Origin of the sequence: Kitasatospora sp. NPDC058048, from assembly GCF_042885555.1 — a bacterium.
Classification (GTDB): Bacteria; Actinomycetota; Actinomycetes; order Streptomycetales; family Streptomycetaceae; genus Kitasatospora; species Kitasatospora lactacystinica.
Window position 1 is genome coordinate 88,948 of the sequence record NZ_JBHVRT010000038.1, and the last position, 14,431, is coordinate 103,378.

General features: G+C 74.0%; 17 protein-coding genes. 10 read left to right on the top strand and 7 right to left on the bottom strand.

What is annotated here, in order from left to right; all coding sequences use genetic code 11:
* Nucleotides 1–53: 53 nt before the first annotated feature.
* On the top strand, nt 54–683 hold the full coding sequence (locus ACFVVA_RS31965) for a response regulator (RefSeq protein WP_387694240.1): 630 nt from the start codon (nt 54–56) through the stop codon (nt 681–683).
* 9 nt (nt 684–692) lie between these two features.
* Here the strand turns inward: ACFVVA_RS31965 and ACFVVA_RS31970 are convergent, their stop codons facing one another.
* Nucleotides 693–1,565: a transglutaminase family protein gene (locus ACFVVA_RS31970; protein WP_387694241.1), complete on the bottom strand. Its 873-nt coding sequence runs from the start codon at nt 1,563–1,565 to the stop codon at nt 693–695.
* A 97-nt stretch (nt 1,566–1,662) separates the two neighbouring features.
* Nucleotides 1,663–2,607 (bottom strand): GNAT family N-acetyltransferase, encoded by a 945-nt coding sequence (locus ACFVVA_RS31975; protein ID WP_387694242.1) that lies wholly within the window; start codon nt 2,605–2,607, stop codon nt 1,663–1,665.
* 199 nt (nt 2,608–2,806) lie between these two features.
* On the opposite strand from ACFVVA_RS31975, the gene fdxA reads away from it, so the two are divergent.
* Together fdxA and dapC are read left to right on the top strand one after the other, a co-directional pair.
* Nucleotides 2,807–3,133: a ferredoxin gene (fdxA, locus tag ACFVVA_RS31980; RefSeq protein ID WP_030061559.1), complete on the top strand. Its 327-nt coding sequence runs from the start codon at nt 2,807–2,809 to the stop codon at nt 3,131–3,133.
* A gap of 20 nt (nt 3,134–3,153) precedes the next feature.
* Entirely contained in the window at nt 3,154–4,302 is a 1,149-nt protein-coding gene (dapC, locus tag ACFVVA_RS31985) for a succinyldiaminopimelate transaminase (RefSeq protein ID WP_387694243.1), read from the top strand.
* Between the two features lie 81 nt (nt 4,303–4,383).
* Here the strand turns inward: dapC and ACFVVA_RS31990 are convergent, their stop codons facing one another.
* Together ACFVVA_RS31990 and ACFVVA_RS31995 are read right to left on the bottom strand one after the other, a co-directional pair.
* Nucleotides 4,384–5,184 (bottom strand): hypothetical protein, encoded by an 801-nt coding sequence (locus ACFVVA_RS31990; RefSeq protein ID WP_387694244.1) that lies wholly within the window; start codon nt 5,182–5,184, stop codon nt 4,384–4,386.
* Between the two features lie 304 nt (nt 5,185–5,488).
* Nucleotides 5,489–6,559: a hypothetical protein gene (locus ACFVVA_RS31995; protein ID WP_387694245.1), complete on the bottom strand. Its 1,071-nt coding sequence runs from the start codon at nt 6,557–6,559 to the stop codon at nt 5,489–5,491.
* Between the two features lie 187 nt (nt 6,560–6,746).
* Between ACFVVA_RS31995 and dapE the strand changes: the two genes are divergently transcribed.
* Together dapE and ACFVVA_RS32005 are read left to right on the top strand one after the other, a co-directional pair.
* On the top strand, nt 6,747–7,823 hold the full coding sequence (gene dapE, locus ACFVVA_RS32000; protein WP_387694246.1) for a succinyl-diaminopimelate desuccinylase: 1,077 nt from the start codon (nt 6,747–6,749) through the stop codon (nt 7,821–7,823).
* A 111-nt stretch (nt 7,824–7,934) separates the two neighbouring features.
* Nucleotides 7,935–8,744 carry a TIGR00730 family Rossman fold protein gene (locus tag ACFVVA_RS32005; protein ID WP_359903553.1) on the top strand — a complete coding sequence of 270 codons (810 nt, stop codon included), beginning with the start codon at nt 7,935–7,937 and terminating at the stop codon, nt 8,742–8,744.
* A gap of 57 nt (nt 8,745–8,801) precedes the next feature.
* Here the strand turns inward: ACFVVA_RS32005 and folP are convergent, their stop codons facing one another.
* The gene (folP, locus tag ACFVVA_RS32010; RefSeq protein ID WP_387694253.1) at nt 8,802–9,614 is read right to left on the bottom strand and encodes a dihydropteroate synthase; all 813 of its coding nucleotides are present in this window, start codon (nt 9,612–9,614) and stop codon (nt 8,802–8,804) included.
* A gap of 181 nt (nt 9,615–9,795) precedes the next feature.
* Here folP and ACFVVA_RS32015 point away from each other — a divergent pair, with 181 nt between their 5' ends.
* Entirely contained in the window at nt 9,796–10,248 is a 453-nt protein-coding gene (locus ACFVVA_RS32015) for a DivIVA domain-containing protein (protein WP_387694247.1), read from the top strand.
* Nucleotides 10,249–10,258: 10 nt separating this feature from the next.
* Nucleotides 10,259–10,852, top strand: coding sequence for a DNA-3-methyladenine glycosylase I (locus ACFVVA_RS32020; RefSeq protein ID WP_359903548.1), 594 nt, complete (start codon nt 10,259–10,261; stop codon nt 10,850–10,852).
* Nucleotides 10,853–10,890: 38 nt separating this feature from the next.
* Here ACFVVA_RS32020 and ACFVVA_RS32025 read toward each other — a convergent pair whose 3' ends face one another.
* On the bottom strand, nt 10,891–11,691 hold the full coding sequence (locus ACFVVA_RS32025; RefSeq protein ID WP_359903545.1) for an enoyl-CoA hydratase-related protein: 801 nt from the start codon (nt 11,689–11,691) through the stop codon (nt 10,891–10,893).
* A gap of 297 nt (nt 11,692–11,988) precedes the next feature.
* Here ACFVVA_RS32025 and ACFVVA_RS32030 point away from each other — a divergent pair, with 297 nt between their 5' ends.
* Nucleotides 11,989–12,156 carry a DUF3117 domain-containing protein gene (locus tag ACFVVA_RS32030; protein WP_014137929.1) on the top strand — a complete coding sequence of 56 codons (168 nt, stop codon included), beginning with the start codon at nt 11,989–11,991 and terminating at the stop codon, nt 12,154–12,156.
* Nucleotides 12,157–12,289: 133 nt separating this feature from the next.
* Here ACFVVA_RS32030 and ACFVVA_RS32035 read toward each other — a convergent pair whose 3' ends face one another.
* Nucleotides 12,290–12,952, bottom strand: a complete 663-nt coding sequence (locus ACFVVA_RS32035; protein WP_359903646.1) for a class I SAM-dependent methyltransferase — start codon at nt 12,950–12,952, stop codon at nt 12,290–12,292.
* A gap of 258 nt (nt 12,953–13,210) precedes the next feature.
* Here ACFVVA_RS32035 and sigE point away from each other — a divergent pair, with 258 nt between their 5' ends.
* Both sigE and ACFVVA_RS32045 read left to right on the top strand, forming a co-directional pair.
* Entirely contained in the window at nt 13,211–13,942 is a 732-nt protein-coding gene (sigE, locus tag ACFVVA_RS32040; RefSeq protein ID WP_387694254.1) for an RNA polymerase sigma factor SigE, read from the top strand.
* A 122-nt stretch (nt 13,943–14,064) separates the two neighbouring features.
* Nucleotides 14,065–14,431, top strand: a 367-nt coding sequence (locus tag ACFVVA_RS32045) for a zf-HC2 domain-containing protein (RefSeq protein WP_387694248.1), incomplete at its 3' end; no start/stop codon positions are given.

Here is a 14,431-nt window from a genome sequence, read left to right on the forward strand (position 1 = left end):
TACCGGAGACACAAGCCCGTCGCCGTCGCCGGACACGCCCTAAGGTCGTGGCCATGAACGACACTGACAACGGGGCCTCGATCCGCGTGCTGCTCGCCGAGGACCAGGGGATGGTCCGGGAGGCGCTGGCCGCGCTGCTCGGGCTGGAGGGGGACATCGACGTCGTCGCGCAGGTCGGCCGCGGGGACGAGGTGGTGGCGGCGGTGCTCGCGAACGACGTGCAGGTCGCCGTGCTGGACATCGAGATGCCGGGGATGACGGGCATCGAGGCGGCCGCCGAGCTGCGCGGCCGGGCGCCCGGGACGAAGGTGGTCATCGCGACGACCTTCGGCCGGCCCGGCTACCTGCGCCGGGCGATGGAGTCGGGCGCGGACGCCTTCCTGGTGAAGGACGCGCCGGCCGCCGAGCTGGCGGAGGCGATCCGCCGGGTGCTGCGCGGCGAGCGGGTGATCGACCCGGTGCTGGCCGCCGCCGCGCTGGCGGAGGGAGCCAACCCGCTGACCCCGCGCGAGCGGGACGTGCTGGGCGCGGCCGCCGACGGCGCGGTGAACGCGGACATCGCCCGGCGGCTGCACCTGTCCGAGGGGACGGTGCGCAACTACCTGTCGATGGCGATCCAGAAGACCGAGGCCCGCAACCGTACCGAGGCGGTGCGGATCGCCCGCGAGAAGGGCTGGCTGTAGGCGGGCGGGTCAGTTGAGCCGGTGCCGGGCCGCCCGGGCCTCCTGGCGGACCTTGGCGGCGGTGTCCGGGTCGAAGGTGTCCAGGATCTGCGCGTAGGCGTCCATCTCCGCCGATCCGCCGAGGAAGTCCCCGGTGCGGACGAGGAGTTCGGCCCGTTCCAGGCGCAGCTGGGCCGGGTGCCGGGGCAGCAGCAGGGAGAGTTCGGTGGCCCACAGCTGGGTGCGGGCGTGCTCGGGGCGGTCGGCGGCCCAGACCCGGATGTTGCCGAGCACCCGCAGCACGATCTCCAGCGGCTGGGCCGGGGTGAGCATGGCGGGGGTGAACTCCTGCCCGGCGGCGGCGACCAGCCGTTCGACGTCCTCCGGGTCGAGCAGCCGCCCGCCGTGGAACGGGTCGGCCAGGACGTAGTCCTCGCCGCCCGCCGGGCCGCCCACCGCGACGATGAAGTGGCCGGGCAGCGCGATGCCGTGGACGGTCAGCCCGGCCCGCCGCCCGACCGCCGTCCACACCAGGGAGAGCGTGATCGGCAGTCCGCGCCGCCGCCGCAGCACCTCGGGCAGCAGCGAGGACTCCAGGCGCCGGTAGTCCGACTGCCGTCCGTGGAAGCGCTCCCGTCCGCCGAGCACCGCGGCGAGCAGGGCGGCCGTCTCCTCCGGCCCGGTGGGGGCCCGCTCGGCGACGGCCTGCCGGACGGCTGCCGCGTGCCGCTCCAGCGCGGCCTCGCAGGCGGCGAGCAGTGCGTCCACGCCGGGCGGTTCGCCGGGGTCGCCGGGGTCGGGCACCATGCCGTGCTCGGCGGCGGCGAGCAGGCACAGCAGCACCGGGTCGGGCTGCTCGGCGCGGGCGGCGGTCCGGAAGCGGTCTCTGCTCTGCTCGGTCACGGTGACGGCGACGGCTTTCGTACGGCGGACGGACAAGGCGGCGGACGGACGGTCGGGCGATCGGTCGGGTGATCGGTCGGACGGTACGGACTGGCGGCTACCCCTGGGGAAGAAGGGCGTAGTGGTAAGTGTGACTGGTCGTGAAGCCGAGTCCGTCATAGAGCGCGATGGCCCCCGCGTTCTCCGCCTCGACCTGGAGGTACCCGCCGCTCGCCCCCTCCTCGGCCGCGCGCGAGGCGAGCACCGCCATGACCGCCGTCGCCAGCCCGGCCCGCCGGGCGTACGGCTGGACCTCGATCGCGCCGAAGCAGGCCCAGTCCCCTTCGATGACGCAGCGTCCGATCGCCAGTGGGGGCTGCCCGGGGGCGCCCGGCACGGTGGCGAACCAGACGGAGGGTCCGCCGTGCAGCACCTGCCGGGCGGCCTCCTCGACGGCCGGGTCGCCGCTCACCCGCCGGTACACCGACAGCCACCGGTCGTCCGCGGTCCGCGCCAGCCGGACCCTCTCGTGCCCGGTGCCGACCCGGGCGAGCACGGCCAGCGGGGCGGTGCGGACCAGGGTGGGCGCGTACCCGGCACCGAGCCGGTCGAGCTCGGCGACCAGCTCGGTCGGCGAGCCGGGGGAGATCACCTCGACGTACGCGGGCAGCCCGCGCGCCGCGTACCAGGCGCGGACGGCCGCCAGCGCCTGAGGCAGCGGCAGCCCCGGGTCCCCGAGCGCCTGGACGGAGTTGGCCCGCCGGGTGAACCCGGCGGCGGCGCGCAGCGTCCACTCGCCGAGCGGCTCCTGCTCGACGGCCGGCCAGCCGCGGCCCGCGATCCGCTGCAGCTCGACCGGCGCGGTGACCGGCAACGGGGCCCGCCGAACCGGAAACGGCGGCACGACCTTGCCCGCGACCAGCAGCTTCTCCGGCAACTGCACCGGATCGCCGGAACGCGGGGCGATCGTCAGCCCATGATCGTCCCACGATGTGAGCACGCCGATCGAATCCCGGAACACCGGCCGGTCGTCCACGAACTCCGCGAGGCGTCGGACCGACACGCGTCGTCCCACGTCAGAGCGATCTATCCGGACCTCCGGACGGTCGCCGACCGGGTTGACCGTCGCCATCTGGCCACCTCCTGTGCATTTGCGGTCTCCGACCCGCGATACTAGGGGCGGGCATCGACGACGCCGCGCTCACCGCGCACGGCAGCAGAACAGAACGGGCCACCAGGCCCTTCCGAGGAGGAACGACAGCGTGACCTACGTCATCGCGCAGCCTTGTGTCGACGTGAAGGACAAGGCGTGCATCGAAGAGTGCCCGGTTGACTGCATCTACGAGGGCGAGCGATCGCTCTACATCCACCCGGATGAGTGTGTCGACTGTGGCGCGTGCGAGCCGGTCTGCCCGGTCGAGGCGATCTTCTACGAGGACGACACTCCGGAGGAGTGGAAGGACTACTACAAGGCGAACGTCGAGTTCTTCGACGATCTGGGTTCGCCCGGTGGCGCCTCGAAGCTCGGCCTGATCGAGCGTGACCACCCGTTCATCGCCGCTCTGCCGCCGCAGAACGCCGACCACTGACGATCGGTGGCAGAACAGCTGTGAGCACCAACAGCACGCGCGCGCCGTTCCCGGGCCACCCGGGGGCGGCGCGTCGCGTTTCGGACAAGCTCCCGGTCTTCCCCTGGGACAAGCTGGAACCGTACAAGGCGACCGCCCTGGCCCACCCGGGCGGGCTCTGCGACTTCTCCGTCGGCACCCCGGTGGACCCGGTCCCCGAGGTCGTCCAGAAGGCGCTGGCCGCGCACACCGACACCCCCGGCTACCCGACCGTCTGGGGTCCGCCGGAGCTGCGCGAGGCGATCGCCGGCTGGCTGCACCGCCGGCTCGGCGCGCGGATCGGCCCGCAGGCCGTGCTGCCGACCGTCGGCTCCAAGGAGCTGGTGGCCTGGCTGCCGACCCAGCTCGGCCTCGGCCCCGGCGACCAGGTCGCCTACCCGCGCCTGGCCTACCCGACCTACGAGGTGGGCGCCCGGCTGTGCGGCGCCGAGCCGGTCGAGTACGACTCGGTGGACGAGCTGGACGGCTCCCGGGTGCGCCTGCTCTGGGTGAACTCGCCGTCCAACCCGACCGGCCGGGTGCTGGGCGCGGACGAGCTGCGCCGCGCCGTCGAGTGGGCCCGGGAGCACCGGGCACTGCTGGTCAGCGACGAGTGCTACCTGGAGCTGGGCTGGGAGGCCGACCCGGTCTCGGTCCTGCACCCGGACGTCTGCGGCGACGGCCACGAGGGCCTGCTGGCCGTGCACTCGCTCTCCAAGCGCTCCAACCTGGCCGGCTACCGCGCCTCCTTCGTGGCGGGCGACCCGGTGGTGGTCAAGGAGCTGCTGGAGGTGCGCAAGCACGGCGGCATGATCGTGCCGGCGCCGGTCCAGGCGGCGACGGTCGCCGCGCTCGCGGACGACGCGCACGTGGCCGAGCAGCGCGAGCGGTACGCGGCCCGGCGCTCGGCCCTGCGGGCGGCGCTGGAGGCGTACGGCTTCCGGATCGAGCACTCCGAGGCGAGCCTCTACCTGTGGGCGACCCAGGACCGCCCGTGCTGGGAGACGGTGGCCGAACTGGCCGGGCTGGGCATCCTGGTGGCGCCCGGCGACTTCTACGGGCCGGCCGGCGACCGCTTCGTGCGGGTCGCGTTCACGGCGACCGACGAGCGGGTCGCCGCGGCCGTGGAGCGGCTGGGCGCGGCGCGCTGACCGCACCCGGACGACCGTACGGCGAAGGGGGCCGGTGTCACGGACACCGGCCCCCTTCGGGGTTCTCCGCGGAGGCGGGGGTTACAGCGGCAGGCCGTTGAGGCCGCCGCCGTTGAGGCTGCCCAGCAGGCCGCCGAGCGGGCCGAGCGCCCCGGTCAGGCCGGACAGCGGGCTGTTCGAGCCGAGGTCGGCACCGCCGAGGCGGTTGGCCGACCCGTGCTCGGCCAGGCCGAGCACGTCGGTGGCGGGCAGGTCGGCCGGCAGGGTCTGCTCGACGGAGCCGAGCGGCAGCGCGCGCTGCACCGCGCCGACGGGCAGGGCGTCGGCGACGGCGGTGCCGCCGGGGACGGCGCCGGTGAGGGTCCCGGCGGCCGGCAGGGTCTGGGTGACCGGGCCCGACGTGAGCCCGTCGAGCGGGCCGGTGCCGGCGGTGGCGCTGCGGGTGGCCGTGCTCCTGCCGGTGACGGCCTCGCCGAGCTTGCCGGCCAGGGCCGAGGTGACCTTCGGGGTGACCGAGGAGAGCCGGCCGGCCGTCGCGGCGGTCTCGTCGACCGGGGCGGTCAGCGAGCCGGCCTTCTCGTTGGCCTCGGGCAGCTGCTGGGCGACGATGTTGCCGGCGGCGTCGGCGGAGGCCGGTACGCCCGCGGCGACGGTGGCCGCACCGGTGGTGCCGGCGGCCTGGCCGAGCTGGTGGGTGGTGTGCTGGAGGGTGGAACCGGTGTCGGTGTTGGTCAGCTGGCCCAGCGGTGCCGCGAGGTCGCTCTTGGGCAGCAGGGCGTCTCCGCCCAGGGCGGACGCGGAGCCGGCGGCGAGCAGCGGGGTCGCTCCGGCGGCCACGACGAGCGCGGCCTGGGCGATCCGGCGCGTGAGGGGGTGAGACATGGGGCTCCTCGAAGGGGTCTGGGTCCGTCCCGTCCGCCCCGGGGGCCGGGTGTGGCCGATCGGGCGGACGACGTTGTTACCGCTTGAGAAGCCAGAAGGTTTCGGCCCGTGCAAGGAAGCTTCCTGGCCGATCATCGGATCGTACGACCGTGACAGGGGTGCCCGCCGGGCCCGGTCGGACGTCGCCGAACCGGGCCCGGCCAAGGGCAGTGACGGTTCTCCATCCCGGTTCGCCGGAACGGGGGGTCGGTCCACCGGGGTTGACCGGAATCACCCGACCGGCGGCAACCCGAACACCAGTGCGTCAGCCCTTGTCGGCCGGGGCCAGAGTGACCTGGACGAGCTTGGTCGAGGTGCCCGAGGTCTGGCTCTGCCAGCCGTCCTCGGACTTGGACTTGCGCCAGATCCTCCCGTCGTAGGCGACCGTCGCGATGCCCAGCTGCTGGGCCTGGGCGACCGCCCAGTGGGCGACCTCCCAGCCGCTCGCCCGCTCGGCGACCACGCCGCCGTCCGCCCCCGCGTCCGAGGAGGAGGTCAGCGCGGCGGTGGCCGGGTCCGGGGTCAGCGAGACGGCGTTCTCGGCGCCCTTGATGGTCGAGGTGTAGCCGGTCGCCGGCGTCACCGTGCGGCCGAACTCCCGGCGCACCCGGTCGGACAGCACCTGGGCCCGGTCCGGCGCCGCGACCGGGGTCGCGGTGGCGCCCGGGGTCGCGCCCGGGGAGGCGGACGCGGAGTCCTCCGGGTCCGGCTTGGCGTAGTCGTGCACCACGCAGGAGAACGAGGCGGGCTCCCGGCCGGCCAGCGCCGAGGTGAGCAGGGTCGCCTTGGTCTCGTGCTTGGCGTAGGCCTGCGGGTAGCCGCTCTTCTGCACCGTCTGCGCGGCGTCGGTCAGCGGCATCCGGGTGTAGCCGGGGACCTTGACCAGGCCGTCCAGGAACTTGTTGGTCGCGTACACCGGGTCCGAGATCTGCGCCGGGGTGCCCCAGCCCATCGACGGCCGCTGCTGGAAGAGGCCGATCGAGTCCCGGTCGCCGCCCGCCAGGTTGCGCAGCTTGGACTCCTGCATGGCCGTCGCCAGTGAGATCGTGGTGGCCCGGTCCGGCAGCCCGCGCGAGCGCGCCACCGCGGCGATCGTCGCGGCGTTGGCGGCCTGCGGCAGCTCCAGCGTGCCGTTGCCCGCCGCGGTCTTCACCGTGCACTCCTCGGACGCGCCCGGCTTGAAGCCGAACCACCAGATCCCGACCACGGCCAGACCGGCGACCAGGGCCAGGCCGAGCAGCCCGACGATCACCATCAGCAGGGCGCGCAGCGGCCCGCGGCGGCGAGTGGGCTCCTCTTCGTCGCCCAGCTCCTCGCTGCTCCTTCTCCTGGCCACCGTCGCCCCTCTCGCGCCTGCTCCTTGATCCGACACCGTACCCACTCGGACGGATGTGCGGCGCCTCCCGGTTGCCCTTGCCCGCCCACTCGCCGTCCGGGCACCGGCGCCGGAGGCGGCGGGGGCCGGTCCGTGTCACCGGGCGGCCGCACCGGCCCGCACCGGGCCGCGGACTAGGCTGGCGCCTATGAGCAGCCCGAACCCGACGCCCCTGGACCTCACTCTCGACGGCGGCGCGCTGACCGCCCGCCTCGTCGACTTCCCCTCGGTGAGCGGCGACGAGCAGGCGCTCGCCGACGCCGTGGAGGCCGCGCTGCGCGGCTACCCGCACCTCACCGTGGACCGCCACGGCAACAACGTGGTCGCCCGGACGAACCTGGGCCGGGCCGAGCGCGTCGTCCTGGCCGGCCACCTGGACACCGTGCCGATCGCCGACAACCTCCCCTCGTACGTCGAGGGCGACCTGCTCTACGGCTGCGGCACCTCGGACATGAAGTCCGGCGTGGCCGTCCAGCTGCGCCTGGCCGCCACGCTCGCCGAGCCCAACCGCGACCTCACCTTCGTCTTCTACGACTGCGAGGAGGTGGAGGCCCACCGCAACGGCCTGGGCCACCTCGCCAAGGACCACCCGCAGTGGCTGACGGGCGACTTCGCGGTGCTGATGGAGCCCAGCGGCGGCATGGTCGAGGGCGGCTGCCAGGGCACCCTGCGGGCGCAGGTGCGGCTCACCGGCGTGCGCGCCCACGCGGCCCGCAGCTGGCTCGGCGACAACGCCATCCACCACGCCGCCGAGGTGCTCACCCGGCTCGCGGACTACCGGCCGCGCCGGGTGGAGATCGACGGCCTGGAGTACCGCGAGGGCCTGAACGCGGTGCGGATCGACGGCGGCGTGGCCGGCAACGTGATCCCGGACGAGTGCGTCGTCACGGTCAACTTCCGCTACGCGCCGGACCGCAGCGAGGCCGACGCGGAGAAGCACGTGCGCGAGGTCTTCGACGGCTTCGAGCTCACCGTCACCGACTTCGCCGCGGGCGCCCTGCCCGGACTCGCCCAGCCGGCCGCCCAGGCCTTCCTGGCGGCCACCGGCGGCCAGGCCCGGGCCAAGTTCGGCTGGACCGACGTCGCCCGCTTCAGCGCGCTCGGCGTCCCGGCCGTCAACTACGGCCCCGGGGACCCGAACCTGGCGCACAAGCGCGAGGAGCACTGCTCGCTGAGCGCCATCGCCGAGGTCGAGGAGCGGCTGCGCGCCTGGCTGACCAGCTGAGCCGCGCGCGGCTCAGCTCGTACGATCAGCGGCCGAACGCCACCTTCCGGTTGCTCAACCGACCTTCCCCCGTTGCCTGAAAACGGGGGAAGATCGGCGTAGGGTTTCGTCATGACAGGCACAGGAGACGAGAAGCACTACGGTCACGGTCCCGAGCAGGTCGGGGTGCCGCGGAAGAAGAAGGCCTGGCCCGAGAAGCAGAAGGGCCCGGTGCTGGTGCGCCGGGACCAGGTCGGCACGAGCACCACGGACCAGCGCCTGCTGGACACCACCGGCCCCACCGACTGGCTGCACACCGACCCGTGGCGGGTCCTGCGGATCACCTCCGAGTTCGTCGAGGGCTTCGGCGCCCTCGCCGAACTCCCGCCCGCGATCAGCGTCTTCGGCTCCGCCCGGACCCCGGTCGACTCGCCCGAGTACCAGGCGGGCGTGGAGATCGGCCGGGCCCTCGTCGAGGCCGGCTACGCGGTGATCACCGGCGGCGGCCCGGGCGCGATGGAGGCCGCCAACCGCGGCGCCTCCGAGGCCGGCGGCCTCAGCGTCGGGCTCGGCATCGAGCTGCCCTTCGAGCAGGGCCTCAACGAGTTCGTCGACCTCGGTCTGAACTTCCGCTACTTCTTCGTCCGCAAGACGATGTTCGTGAAGTACGCCCAGGGCTTCGTGGTCCTGCCCGGCGGCCTCGGCACGCTGGACGAGCTGTTCGAGGCGCTCACCCTGGTGCAGACGAAGAAGGTCACCCGCTTCCCGGTGATCCTCTACGGCAGCGCCTACTGGGGCGGCCTCTACGAGTGGCTGAAGAACACCCTGGTCGCGCAGGGCAAGGCGGCCCCGCACGACCTGGAGCTGTTCCACATCACCGACGAGATCGACGAGGTCATGAAGATCCTCGCCGACGCCCGCCGGCCCGCCGGCGAGATCTAGCCCCGCCGCCCGGCCCCGTCGGCCGGACCAGCGGGCAGGCCCCGGCCCGGCCGGGGTCTAGGCCAGCCCCCGGCGGGCGACCGCCGGGGCGCGGGTGCCCCGGATCGAGGCGACCATGTCCAGCACCTGGCGGGTCTCCGCGACCTGGTGCACCCGGTAGATCCGCGCGCCCAGCCAGGCCGAGACCGCGGTGGTGGCCAGGGTGCCGAGCAGCCGCTCGTTCACCGGCTTGTCCAGGGTCTCGCCGACGAAGTCCTTGTTGGAGAGCGAGACCAGCACCGGGAAGCCGGTCGCGGTCATCTCCGGCAGCCGCCGGGTGGCCTCCAGCGAGTGCCGGGTGTTCTTGCCGAAGTCGTGCCCCGGGTCGATGACCACCGCGTCCCGCCGCACGCCGAGCTCCACCGCGCGCTCGGCCAGTCCCACGGTCACCCGCAGGATGTCCGCCATCACGTCCTCGTACCCGACCCGGTGCGGCCGGGTGCGGGGTTCGGCGCCGCCGGCGTGGGTGCAGACCAGCCCGGCGTCGTACCGGGCGGCCACCTCGGCGAGCTTCGGGTCCACCCCGCCCCAGGCGTCGTTCAGCAGGTCCGCGCCCACCTCGCAGACCGCCTCGCCGACCTCGTGCCGCCAGGTGTCCACGCTGATGACCGCCTCGGGGTGGCGCTTGCGCAGCTCGGCCACGAAGGGCACGGTGCGCCGCAGCTCCTCCTCGACCGTGACCTCGTCGCCCGGCCCGGCCTTCACCCCGCCGATGTCCAGGATCGCCGCGCCCTCGGCCATCGCCCGGTCCGCGGCGGCGAAGGCGGCCTGGTCGGCGAAGGTCGCGCCCTTGTCGAAGAACGAGTCCGGCGTCCGGTTGACGATCGCCATGATCACCAGCTCGTCGTCACCGAATTCCCGCGGTCCCAGGCGCAGTGCCACCGATGTCTCCTCCACAGCTCCTGCGGGTGCGATGATGGCCCCCGGCCTCACTAAGGGACCATGCTGTCATGATCAGTGTGGTTACCTGCCACCACATAGCGGACCGGCCGGGAGTTCGGGAGGACAGCTCGTGTTCTGGGTGATCGTGGTCGCCATGGCCGTGGTGGTCGGTGGTGCCGCCCTGGTGGCGCTGGGTGGGGGCGGGTCGATGCCGGAGGCGGTACCGGACCGCATCTCCGCGCGACTGCCGCAGGACCGCCCGCTGGGCAAGGCGGACGTGGACGAGCTGCGCCTGCCGATGGCGCTGCGCGGCTACCGGATGGACGAGGTGGACGACGTCCTGGACCGCCTCGGCGCCGAACTCGCCTACCGCGACGCGCGGATCGCCGAGCTGGAGGCCGCCGCCCGCCTGCGCGGCGCGGTCGAGGCGACCACCGCCCCCGACCCGGCGGCCGAACCGCTGCCCGGCCTGGAGGAGTTCGCCCAGGTGGTCGAGCCGGTCGTGGTGCTCGCCAAGCAGCCGGCCGGGGAGCAGGCCGGGGAGCAGGCCCCCGAGGACGCGAAGCCGGGGGCCGACAAGTGAACGGGTGCGCATGAGTGGTGAGGTCGAGGGCGCGGTGCTCGGTGCGGACGGGCTGCGCCGCTGCGCCTGGGGCGATTCCACCGACGACTACCGGGTCTACCACGACACCGAGTGGGGCCGCCCGGTGCACGGCGACGACGCGCTGTTCGAGCGGGTCTGCCTGGAGGCCTTCCAGTCCGGCCTGTCCTGGCTGACCATCCTGCGCCGCCGCGAGGGCTTCCGGGCCGCGTTCGCGGGCTTCGAGATCGCCGAGGTCGCCGAGTTCGGCGAGGCGGACAAGGAGCGCCTGCTCGCCGACGCCGGCATCATCCGCAACCGGGCCAAGATCGAGGCGGCGATCGCCAACGCGCGGGTCGCCCGCGATCTGGAGGGCGGCCTGGACGCACTGATCTGGCGGTTCGCCGCCGAGCCGGACCGGCCGGCCCCCCGCACGCTGAGCGAGGTGCCGGCCGTCACGCCGGAGTCGACGGCGCTGGCGAAGGCGCTGAAGAAGGAGGGCTTCCGCTTCGTCGGCCCGACCACCGCCTACGCCCTGATGCAGGCCTGCGGGCTGGTCGACGACCACCTGGCGGACTGCCACGTCCGCACCGGCGCCAAGGGCTGACCGCCGGCGCGGGACCCGGTGGTCGGCCCCCGCACGCCTCAGCGGCCCAGGTACTTCGGCTTCTCCTTGGCGATGAAGGCGCGCACCGCGATCCGGTGGTCCTCGCTCTCGCCCGCCAGCGTCTGCAACTCGTCCTCCTTGTCGAGGAGTTCGTCCAGCGAGTGGGAGGCGCCGTACGCCAGCGACTCCTTGATGGCGCCGTAGGCGACGGTCGGGCCCTCGGCCAGCTCGCGGGCGAAGGCCCGGGCGGTGGCGGCGAGTTCCTCGGCCGGCACCACCTTGGTGGCCAGGCCCAGCTCCATCGCCTCGGCGGCCTTGACCGTCCGGGGGAGCATCAGCAGCTCGGTGGCCCTGGCGTGCCCGACCAGCCGGGGCAGCGTCCAGGAGGCGCCCGAGTCGGCGGTCAGCCCGATCCCGGCGAAGGCGGTGTTGAAGCCGGCCCGGTCGGACAGGAAGCGGAAGTCGCAGGCGAAGGCGAGCGAGGCGCCGGCTCCGGCCGCCACCCCGCCGACCGCGGCGACGGTCGGCTTGCGCATTCCGGCCAGCGCCCGCACCAGCGGGTTGTAGTGCTCGGCGACGGTGCGCAGCGCGCCCTCGCCGGTCTCCTCGGCCCGCTTCAGCAGGGTCAGGTGCTCGTTCAGGTCCTGGCCGACGCAGAAGGCCCGCTCGCCCGCCCCGGTCAGCAGGACGGCCCGCACCGCCGGGTCCGCGGCCGCGGCGGTCACGGCGTCGCGCAGCGCGATCTTGGTGGCGACGTCGAGCGCGTTCATCGCCTCCGGGCGGTTGATGGTGAGGACGGCCAGGCCGCCGTCCAGCTCGTACAGCACGGAATCGGACATGGGTGAGGGCTCCCGGGGTCGTGGCGGTGTCGGTCGTGTGTGTCAGGATGCCGGAGCACACGGGGGCCTGGGGAGTGTGAGGTATCGCACCTTCCGGTGCTGTCCGTGCCGCCGCCACGCCGGGGCTTATGACGCGGTTTGCGGCGGTTGGGGGCGGTCCGGCCGTGGTTGCACCGAGAGTGATGTTGGTCATCAGCCCGTGGCATGCGGGATAATGGCTTCCGATCAATGCGTTCGATACCGGCGGTGGACGGACTGCCGGTGCGTAGCTGAGCGGTTGCAGGAAGGGGAACGAGCATGGCGGCCATGAAGCCGCGGACGGGTGACGGCCCGCTCGAAGTCACCAAAGAGGGGCGGGGCATCATCATGCGCGTTCCGCTCGAAGGCGGCGGACGCCTTGTGGTGGAGCTCACGCCTGACGAGGCCGACGCCCTCGGCGAGGCCCTGAAGAAGGCCTGCGGCTGACCGCAGCAGGTGCTCGCCATCTCCTGGAGATGTGCTGCCGGGCCCGGGTACGACGTCATGTCGGCCCGGGTCCGCACGTTTTCCGGGCCCGGTCCTCGCGGGGCGCCGGGCTCGGCGCTCGATGGCGCCGGGCTCAGCGCTTGATGGCGCAGAGCAGCCCGTCCGACACCGGCAGCAGTGCCGGCAGCAGGGCCTCGCTCTCCCGCACGTCCCGGACCAGGTCCCGGACGGCGCCGGTCTGCGGGTCCTGGAGCTCCGGTTCGGCCAGCCTGCCCTCCTGGAAGACCCCCTCGAAGCAGACCATCCCGCCCGGCCGCAGCAGCCGCAGCGCCTCCAGCAGGTACTCGCAGGACTCGACCGGGTCGCCGTCGCAGAACACCAGGTCGTACTGGCCGTCGGCGAGCCGGGGCAGCACCTCCAGGGCCCGGCCCGGTATGAACCGGGAGCGGTTGGCCGCGAACCCGGCCGCCTGGTACGCCTCGCGCGCCAGCTGCTGGCGCACCGGTTCGGAGTCCACCGTGGTGAGCACGCCGTCCGGCCGCATCCCGCGCAGCAGGTAGACCCCTGATACCCCGGTGCCGGTGCCGATCTCGGCGACCGCCTTGGCGTCCAGCGCGGCGGCCAGCAGCCGCAGGCACGCCCCGCCGCTCGGCCCGATCGCCTTTATCCCGGTCCGCGCGGACTGGGCCCGGGCGTAGGTCAGCACCGCGTCCTCGCTCACGAAGGTGTCGGCGAGGGCCGCACGTGCGGGCCCGAATTCGCTGATGGCTGCCTCTTTCGGAGCGCCGGGCGGCAGCCCGGTGCCGAGGGATGTCGATATTTCCTGGCACAGATTACTGGCCGACCGGGAACCGCGTACGGCGGCGGGCCGTTGTCAGGACGGACCGGGTGCGGAAGGCCTCCCGGGCACTTTTATCCGGGCTTGACGGGTGAGGTGGATATGGTGGTGGCCCTGCTGGGCAGAAGAGCCGACCGAGGAGGTGTGGCCGAGGGCGACGTCCCTGTGCGGCGGCACTCCCGCGGCACCGCGTCGGCCCGTACGCCGAAGCCCGTGATGAACCAGCCTGCGCACTCCGACCTGGACCAGCCCGCGGCCGCCACGCCGACCGCCGGTGCCACCGAGGCCCCCGCCCTCGCGACCTTCACCGAAGGTCCCGACGCGCAGACCTGGACTCCGCCCACCTGGGAGGAGATCGTCGAGGCGCACAGCGCCCGCGTCTACCGGCTCGCCTACCGTCTGACGGGCAACCAGCACGACGCCGAGGACCTCACCCAGGAGGTCTTCGTCCGGGTGTTCCGTTCGCTGTCGACCTACACCCCCGGCACGTTCGAGGGCTGGCTGCACCGGATCACCACCAACCTCTTCCTGGACATGGTCCGCCGCCGCCAGCGCATCCGCTTCGACGCGCTCGGCGAGGACGCGGCGGAGCGGCTCGCCTCCCGCGAGCCCAGCCCGGCCCAGCACTTCAGCGACACCCACTTCGACGCCGACGTCCAGCAGGCGCTGGACACCCTCGCGCCGGAGTTCCGGGCCGCCGTGGTGCTCTGCGACATCGAGGGCCTGTCCTACGAGGAGATCGCCGCCACGCTGGGCGTCAAGCTCGGCACCGTCCGCAGCCGCATCCACCGCGGCCGCTCGCACCTGCGCGCCGCGCTCAAGCACCGCGCCCCCGGCTCGGCCCCCGGCCGTGAGCGCCGCGGCGGCTCGGAGGAGCCGGTGCCGGTCGGCGTCGGCGTGGTCGAGGCCGCGGTCGCGCCCGGTGGGCGCGGACGGAGGCGATCGTGAGCGGAACCAGCCGGTCCGGTTCGGATCGTTCGGATGCGTCCGACCGGTCCCTGACCCGACGGGGCTGGGCCCTGCCGGGGCGTCGCGGAGGCGACGAACCCGGTGAGCCCGTGCTGCCCGCGGTGGCACTGCCCGCGGACACGGCGCTGCACGCGCTTCCCGTCCGCCCCACCGCGCCCGCCGCCGAGGAGCACCACCTGGGCGAGCGCCTCTCCGCCTTCCTGGACGGCGAACTCGGCCACGACTCGCGCGACCGCGTCCAGGCCCACCTGGCGACCTGCCCCCAGTGCCTCGCCGAGGCCGACGAGGGCCGCGCCGTCAAGCACATGCTGACCCGCACCGGCACCCCCGGCCCGTCCTCCGCGCTGATGGCCCGCCTGATGGCCGTCGGCAGCCTCCCCGAGGACGCCCCGGCGGACCGCGGGCGGCCGGGCGCGGGCCGCCGGGGGGATGACGACGAAGACCGGGCCGCGGGGGGGGTCGCGGGCC

Bases quoted from the DNA above. Each gene is read 5' to 3' on its own strand.
- ACFVVA_RS31965 (WP_387694240.1), top strand. From the start codon at position 54: ATGAACGACACTGACAACGGGGCCTCGATCCGCGTGCTGCTCGCCGAG.
- ACFVVA_RS31990 (WP_387694244.1), bottom strand. From the start codon at position 5,184: ATGTCTCACCCCCTCACGCGCCGGATCGCCCAGGCCGCGCTCGTCGTG.
- dapE (WP_387694246.1), top strand. From the start codon at position 6,747: ATGAGCAGCCCGAACCCGACGCCCCTGGACCTCACTCTCGACGGCGGC.
- ACFVVA_RS32005 (WP_359903553.1), top strand. From the start codon at position 7,935: ATGACAGGCACAGGAGACGAGAAGCACTACGGTCACGGTCCCGAGCAG.
- folP (WP_387694253.1), bottom strand. From the start codon at position 9,614: ATGGCGATCGTCAACCGGACGCCGGACTCGTTCTTCGACAAGGGCGCG.
- ACFVVA_RS32020 (WP_359903548.1), top strand. From the start codon at position 10,259: ATGAGTGGTGAGGTCGAGGGCGCGGTGCTCGGTGCGGACGGGCTGCGC.
- ACFVVA_RS32025 (WP_359903545.1), bottom strand. From the start codon at position 11,691: ATGTCCGATTCCGTGCTGTACGAGCTGGACGGCGGCCTGGCCGTCCTC.
- ACFVVA_RS32030 (WP_014137929.1), top strand. From the start codon at position 11,989: ATGGCGGCCATGAAGCCGCGGACGGGTGACGGCCCGCTCGAAGTCACC.
- sigE (WP_387694254.1), top strand. From the start codon at position 13,211: ATGAACCAGCCTGCGCACTCCGACCTGGACCAGCCCGCGGCCGCCACG.